We start from the raw sequence: 7,918 nt of genomic DNA on the forward strand, positions 1-7,918 counted from the left end.
TCTTTAGTACTGAAGCTTTACGCTCACTGGAATAACGAGGCATAACAGTTCTCATTCCACCCGCTCAAAGAATTATAAAAGGCTAAATCGCCAAGTGGACAACTAGGCTAACAGAGCGGGAAGGCATCGGACACATACTTTAGGAAGATCAGCCCAAGGACCACATGCTTGTAATTGGCAGCATCGAGGTTGGACCTTAGCTTGTCAGCAGCCTTCCAGAGTTTCGCATCCAGGTCGTTGAGGAATTGCTGTTCCGTGTTATTCATTTGTACCTCGTTATGTCCGTATCAGACTGGGAAAGACTGAAGTCGGTTTCAGACTTCATAAGGGCAAGTGCCAGTCGCATTTTTGCTAAATAATACACTGCATTTAGACAAATTGTGTCGCTTTGGGGTCACCCTAGGGAATACGGCTTGGATCAATAGGTTTGATTTATCTTAGGCATTACCAATGGCCACTCTTGTCGAACGACTAAGAATTCTTTAGTAGTTGTGAGTTCAGGTTTTTTATCTTCAACACGCGCCCGTGGCTCAGCCGGATAGCGTAGCAGCTTCCGAAATTAACCAGAAAAAACAAGGATTTTTTAGAAAACAAACACTTATGGCGCGCCCGGAGGGATTCGAACCCCCGACCAACAGGATCGGAAACCGGGTCTATCTGTATCATTGATAACCTGAAATCAGCCTACCCTTACCACCTCTGACACCGGAGCAATCGAAGTTTTTAAAGGGCCACAATATGCCAATCATTTCCACTTACCACTGTGACCAGATTGTGCCACTTTTCTACCCTGAACAGGAGTAAATTCATGCAACCATGTTGTAACAACAGCCCAAAACCAAACAAATCATAACCGATTGATATTAAATGACTTATCATCTACCCATGTTGTAAAAAGGTTGTAGTTTTGTTGTATGAAAAATTGCACTCTGAAAACGCACTAAAAAGCATAAATTCCCATAGCATATCTGCTAACCATTGCGAAAATGCTGACAACTCAAGTCGAACTGAATCAGAAGCACTCTAAAGCGCTCTATAATTCACCACAGTGCGCGATTTACGCTTAAAGCACCCATGTAGCGAAAAACCAAAAAACGCTCAGAATCGATTATAGAGCGTTACAGCAAGATATAGCTTTAAATCGCCGCACAAACCCCCAATAACACAAGCAACCTTGATCCGGATTTCAGCCACCGCTACCTTCGGTGTCCTTGACTATTTCACGCCGATGCAATTCGTCATTCTCTTAGGTTGAAAGCGCTAGGAATGACCCTGATCGCTCCAGTCTCTAATACACTCCAAACCATCATCCTTGTACTTTGAAAAGATTTGTTCCGGCATACCTGCAGCAACATACACGCACTTAATCTGGCTCCCCTGAACCGAAGAGTTCAGCACTGCTAAATCAACAATTCTACTCTAATAATCAATTATTTATACTGTAGAAAACGCTATAATGAAGCAACAATTTTTTACCCTTAGCGTACTGTTACCATGAATGACGAAAACAATATTTCTGAAAGATCAGCGAATAGCTACTGTGCTGATAACGACAAACCGATCACTTTTCCAATCAGCAAAGCAATCGAACTTTCTGAGCAAATTATTACCACTAAGAGCAAAGATGAAATACTTTTTCACCTTACTAATGCCAAAGCACATGCCAAACTGAAAAGCGATGATGATCATCGCATGTTTGAGACAAGCCAAACTCGTATAACTTTTTTGGCTTTAAACTTTGCCGCAAACAAACATGGCATCCTTGCACCTGCTTTTCGTGGGCGATTAATTGAAGGTGTTCGGCGAAAAGATCAGGGGCAGAAATCACTTCCGACCTACATCCAAGCCATGTATTCGTTAGATCGTCAACTGATTGATGTTCATTGGTTTTATTGTCGCGAAGTAGAAAAAGGATTTCAGGAATCAATGGAGATTAACGGAGAATACCTATGGGAAGACAGAACAATGAACTCTGCGGCAGTTGAGAAATTTGTTCAAAACAAGTGGCAAGCTAAGAAAAAAGTTGAGGCATTACAAATAACGCCATCTGAACAACTTGAGCTAAGCACCATCAGAACTGCGCAGATCTCTGACCGCCATTATGATGTATTGAGAAATAAAGACACCGACATGATTAAAATCAAAGAGTTCTGCACAAAAAGCACCCAACTGGAAGTGACACAAGCGGCAGATCTCTATGAAGACTTAAGGGCTTTACGACTTGCAGGAAAAGATGTAAATCTTGCAACCAGACTGCGTCAACTGGTTGAAACGGAAACATCCGACACACGGAGCTTTGAGACGCGAAAACGGCAAATGCAGCGCAGAAAAGAACTTTTTCAAAAAAAACTACTACTATTGAAATAAGGTCGATTTCATGCCCTCAACACAGCTTGCACACCACAATCAAGACTAGCTTACAGGACATCTAAAAAACATTTAACTGACTGTAATATATAGATATTTTCTAATTACTAATCCGTTTAATATTTAGTATTTAACCTTTAACATGTAATAATGCTAAAAACAAAAATGCCGTAGTGATTTTTCAACACAACACTGCGGGATGATGAAAGCCTTTACTGAAAAAGTAACCACTTTAACATTACTAAATGTATCAAGTACTCTACAGATCGCGGAGTTAAGATTTGCTGTTGGTACGGTAAAGAATCAAACATTCCGCGAATGATAATGATTATCATGTTCTTTTGGAGCTTACTTCAGATCTGGCGCGCATTGATACTTTTTTCCTCGCTTCGGCTGCTGTCAATTAAACACACTCCAAAACCGCTCAGAATCCACTGTATCAAGCGATCTCTAAAAAGGGTAATTCCTCTAACTGTGCGCGGACAATCAACCTCAGAAGAGTTCCTAAAAAGCCTGAAACAGAGATGCACTATTGCTAAGAGCTAGATAATTTTCATTAATGAATTTTTTAGATAAATATTTAACAATGATAGATTTATTTATAAGCTTTGAACTGTGTTGCGGGTCGTTTCACTGTCTGTGTCAGCGATAATTTTTTCTTTCCTTATACTTTAAAATCAGACCTCAGTAACCATGCGGGTTTCAGAGGTCTTGATTCAAAATCGAAGCCGTTTTTTTACAACATAGGTACAACCTTTCTACAACAAACACGGCGTCTACTGAAACCTAACCACATCATGACACCAACCTATCCACAAGGCTTTCAGCACGAAGATGAGTATAGCGATTTAGCATCTCTAAAGTTTTGTGTCCGGTGATGGTTGCCACTTCCATTGTGTTCAGCCCCATTTCAAAGAAACGACTGGTGGCTTCATGGCGTAGATCATGGAATCGAAGCCCTTCTATACCTTCACGTTTACAAGCGCGCTCAAAGGCTTGAGAAACACTGTCTGGCTGGATTTCGAAGAGTTTCCCTAGCTGATTACTGCTGGCGCAAACATCTCTCAAAACGGCTAATGCGCGCTCTGAGAGGGGCACGTCACGCGGCACACCTGTTTTGGTCACAGGGATATGCAGTGTCCGGTTTTTCCAGTTGATGTGTTTGCTTTCAATTTTGACCAGCTCCCCTCTTCGCATAGCGGTTTCAACAGCCAGGATGACTAACTGCTTAACCGTTGGTGTTTCAGATAAAGCTGACAACAACAAATTAAACTCGCCCTCATCCAGACGACGATCACGACCACGCGGACGCTTAGGTTTTCTGACGGATGGAATGCCTTTTGGAAACGGTACGCCCCATTCCTGTGCCGCTATCTTCAGCACTTTGCTGAGTAACGAGAGACGGTGAACAACCGTGGTTGGCCCGACCAACTGCAACTGCTCATCCCTGAAGTCAGCCAAGTGCTGATTGGTTAAATTAAACAATGAGATGTGTCCAAGCGAAGCCATCACAGGACGCGCTGTAGAGCGCTCTATGCGTTGTTTGTTCTGATCACTGATACCGGAAAGATAACGCTCTATCGCGTCTCTAACAGCCATACGCTCAGCCACAGCCGTATCCACAAAGACACCGCGCTGGATTTCCGCTTCAATCTGTCGAGCCCAGGATAAAGCATCGGATTTAAGGGTAAAGGACTTGGCTTGTGGCTTATGTCCTTTGACTCGAACCTGCGCCTGCCACTTGCTGCGTAACTTACGGACTGTTGCCATTGAATGCTCCGACAAATCATAATCAAGTTGTTAAGATAACGATGATTTTAGGAGACCGGTCACACTGTGTCGGGTGAAATTTTAGACCAGTGTGATCAGATTGTGACCAGAGTGGTTTTTTTAGGGTTGCTGGCGCAGGTAGAACTGATGGGAGCCTGCATGGTTAGCGGGTTCCCCTCAGATTTTGAGACTTGGTGAGCAACGGTGTCTGTCTGTTGCTCAAGAAAGGTGTGTTTTGCATCTAAAAATCCTCACTCATAAGAAAGTGGCTGGACGGCGATACCCTTTGAACAACCAAGAGTCGAATGCTCTGCTCTAATTTTTCTAGGAAACATGCAGCTTTTTTGATAAATTCCACCAAAACATAGAGTTATATATTGTTGGAATATGTAACTTAGCAAAAAAGGCTTACCTGCAACCGCTTAGCAACGCATAGCCTTTTTCTATGTCTTAACGTTATTCAAGGAGCTCACTAGTGGCAATCTTTATTCGTATATGTGTCATCATTGCCGCAATCACTGCTCTTACCTCTTGCGCGTCGGTTACTACTCGTAGCATGGGATCTTTTACAGATAGTAGCAATGGCTACCCGCTTTCGATTGAACGCGGAGGTATTTTTTACAACGACTCTCCCATCAACATATTTATTAATGGAGAAGAGGCGGCCATACTAGCAGGCAGGAGTGCAATTACGATCTACGTTCCTGCTGGCAGGCATATCGTGGCAGCCACACCCAACAACAAGAGTATGCGCACGGAGATCGTGGTAGATATTTCTGCGACAAGCAGCCCCATCCTAAGGACTAACATACAGATTGGTGGTCCGAGACTGGAAGTTATCAGTAGATGACTGGGAGTGGACGAGTTGCATGCATTGCTACCCAACTATGTGTTTAAGCAGCCTATGAGGATGCGTCTTGTATTTTAATCAGGTTGTTTATATGTTCAAGTTATTATCATTAGCCATTCCTACTAAAGCAATGATAATAAATCTCATTTTATTCAATAGCATCAAGGTACAATTTTAGGATGCCGGCCACACGGTGTCGGGTGAAATTTGAGACCAGTGTGATCAGATTGTGACCAGACCGGGTTTTAGAGGGTTGCTGGCGCTGATAGAACTGATGGGAGCCAGCATGGTTACTGGGTTCCCTTCATGATTTGAGTTCGGGTGAGCAACGGTCTCTTGTTCTGTTGCTCTATGGAAAACGCTTCGGCACCTCAAAACCTTCATGCATTTAAGCACCAAATGACCCCGCCATCTGTTCAAGCAAGAGTCGACCGCCCTACTCTAATTTTTATGGGAAACATGCAAACCTTATGATATGTTCAAGTAAATCAACGGAGTGAGTTTTTATTTAAGTCTATTATTTTATTTAAAAAGTATATCTTCTGACATGTATTGCAAGGTCAACTACCTCATAAACAGACTGCTATGCATAAACCATGAAAAATTGTGCTCACGAAAATGTAACTTGTTTAAATCAGTATGACTTGATTCGTAAGTATCACTGCAAAGATTGTGATGAAGTCATGATTTGCTCATGTGATCAAGAACATGGTGAGAGATTTCTTCCTCATCAGCTTACTATGGGCTCTTGGGAAGGCTCAAGAGAACGGGTTCCTGTGACAATAGGTTTTCAGGAAAACATATGCCCAGTCTGCAGAGGGCTAAATGCTATAGCTGCACCAAAAGCCTCCATTCACGGAGCTACGACGAAAATTGTAAGGTATTATTGGCGTGAAATTTTCTTTGAAACTACAAGAAGGTTTTATGATGCTCACCCAACTCTAGATCCGTTGGATCACAACTCATCTGAATTTAACTTCTCAGAAAAAAGGCGAGTTATTGAAAAGCAGGTTATTTCTGAAATTAAAAAGCAGCATGAACTCAATCCAAAATATGAATACAGTGAACAAACTCAACAAGAAGTAATCGAGATTACAAACACTGAAGTGATCCTTGTAAACGCTGAGCATATCAGTACAGGCGAAAAAAAAGTTGGCATTCGCAGTGGAGATAAACTTCTTACTGTTGAAGAATTTGCTGCAGACTATTTCAATAAGCAAGGGCTAAAGGTCATGGAGGTAGAAAGTGTACCTTTTCATGTTTTATTCGGTGTCTTTATGTATTTAGTCATAGAAGATCCGGACGACACAAAAGGAAGAGTTGTTCAGTTTAGCAGCAGAAACGACTTCGACACTAATACCCGGCAAGAAGGGATAATCACGACAATCTTGCCTGATGACTTTGGAAGTGCTCTTTACTACGAAAGGCAGAGAGAACTCATATATTGGCACTTATCTAAACTTCATGATTTGGACTGGCTGTTCGATTATTGGCTAGACTATAGTTCAAACCTAAGGCAATACCTGTGGGCGCATAGAGAGAAAGATATTTCTAAAGCTAAGAGAGTAATGAATGTGCTCGGTCTAGAAAATATCAAGAAAGTTCTTAATTACATGGCAATGAACTACTGGAAAAATTTCTGTGGCTGGCCAGACTTATTAGTTTTTGATGATGAAAGCTTCTTTTTTGTAGAAGTAAAATCTAGGAACGATAAACTAAGTGAAGATCAGAAAAATTGGTTGCTAGGTAATAAGAAACATATGGGATTTAAGGCTAAAATATTCAAAGTTGGAAAGTCAAATGCATAACAAAGCACTGCTGAAGGACAAGTTTTCCGCTTCTCTCCAAACCTTCCGCAGAGCCCGGCGTGAGGCTCATATGATCGCAATCATATATAGGTGTCGAAGATGAAAAGATTTGTCATTGGTGTAGCAATTTTTGGTTTAGTTATCTCGGCAGGATGTAGCAGCGATGCAAAGTCCAGAACTGTAGAGCTCAAACGACTCTGCGAACAAGCTATTAAACGTGACCTAGATAATCCTGATAATTTTTTAGTGATTGAGACGAGAGACTACCGTGTGCGTGATGGCGGGTACGGGATAATCATTAAGTATAGAGCTTCAGGCGCCTCTATCGTAACCGGGGGCACGCCAGTCACTACCTGCACAAGTCCACAAGGGGTAACGCCCACCTTGAGTAACATGAATGTGCTAAAAGACTTTGACCCCTATCGATATAGGTAAGATTGGGGGCAGCAATGCATATCTGTTCATTGAATCAAGCTTGCTGGCCTAAGAATCGCAGGCACTGCAAGGGTTTTCCTTTGTAGATGCGCCTTCACGAAAAAGCTGCGTATGCTGCGGTCATTAGCTAATATAATGGAGATCCTGCTTTGAGGAATGTTTGGAAAGATCCCGTCTGGAGCTCGGTAATTGCGGGATTAATCCTTGCTATAGGACAACTGTTTTTTGGACTCTGGGGATATGTCTCTGTAGGAGCGGGATGGCTTTGGTCTACTATTACCGCTAACGTTCCTATACCGCTTTGGCTCATCATAACAGGTATTCCTATCCTCATCTTGCTTATCCCGGTAATTACCAGACTTATTCCAGACAAGGAGCCAAATTTCACGAAATACACACGCGACCATATTTTAGGAATTGATTGGAGCTGGAAGTGGATTCCGCCGAACAAAGTCCGAACTGAGTACAAGTTTGATGAGCTCACGCCTCGCTGTCCAACCTGTAAGTCGGCATTGAATATTGATGATTATGATGGTCGTCTTGTGTACTGCATCAACGACTCTTGCAAAGTAAGTGCCAATAAATCAGCACTCTACCCCTAGCTGTACTGAGTCACTTTTTTTGAAACTTTTTCTAGTGGTGCATTCCACGGCAAGAGATGTTCAAGTTTCTCTAGCGTATCAGCTTC

At 42.3% G+C, this 7,918-nt stretch carries 5 protein-coding genes; 3 read left to right on the forward strand and 2 right to left on the reverse strand.

All coding sequences use genetic code 11. The features are described 5' to 3' along the window. Window positions 1–107 precede the first annotated feature (107 nt). Entirely contained in the window at window positions 108–266 is a 159-nt protein-coding gene (locus tag DN062_RS18200) for a type I restriction-modification system subunit M N-terminal domain-containing protein (protein ID WP_239995856.1), read from the reverse strand. A 1,228-nt stretch (window positions 267–1,494) separates the two neighbouring features. On the opposite strand from DN062_RS18200, the gene DN062_RS18205 reads away from it, so the two are divergent. Beyond that, a complete protein-coding gene (locus DN062_RS18205) occupies window positions 1,495–2,367 on the forward strand; it encodes a hypothetical protein (RefSeq protein ID WP_112160715.1) in 873 nt (290 codons plus the stop codon). A gap of 795 nt (window positions 2,368–3,162) precedes the next feature. Here the strand turns inward: DN062_RS18205 and DN062_RS18210 are convergent. Next, window positions 3,163–4,137: a site-specific integrase gene (locus DN062_RS18210; RefSeq protein WP_112160716.1), complete on the reverse strand. Its 975-nt coding sequence runs from the start codon at window positions 4,135–4,137 to the stop codon at window positions 3,163–3,165. 1,446 nt (window positions 4,138–5,583) lie between these two features. Here DN062_RS18210 and DN062_RS18220 point away from each other — a divergent pair. Beyond that, on the forward strand, window positions 5,584–6,795 hold the full coding sequence (locus tag DN062_RS18220; protein ID WP_112160718.1) for a VRR-NUC domain-containing protein: 1,212 nt from the start codon (window positions 5,584–5,586) through the stop codon (window positions 6,793–6,795). A gap of 99 nt (window positions 6,796–6,894) precedes the next feature. Continuing rightward, window positions 6,895–7,230: a hypothetical protein gene (locus tag DN062_RS18225; RefSeq protein WP_112160719.1), complete on the forward strand. Its 336-nt coding sequence runs from the start codon at window positions 6,895–6,897 to the stop codon at window positions 7,228–7,230. Window positions 7,231–7,918 lie beyond the last annotated feature (688 nt).

Source organism: Nitrincola tibetensis (assembly GCF_003284585.1).
Classification (GTDB): Bacteria; Pseudomonadota; Gammaproteobacteria; order Pseudomonadales; family Balneatricaceae; genus Nitrincola; species Nitrincola tibetensis.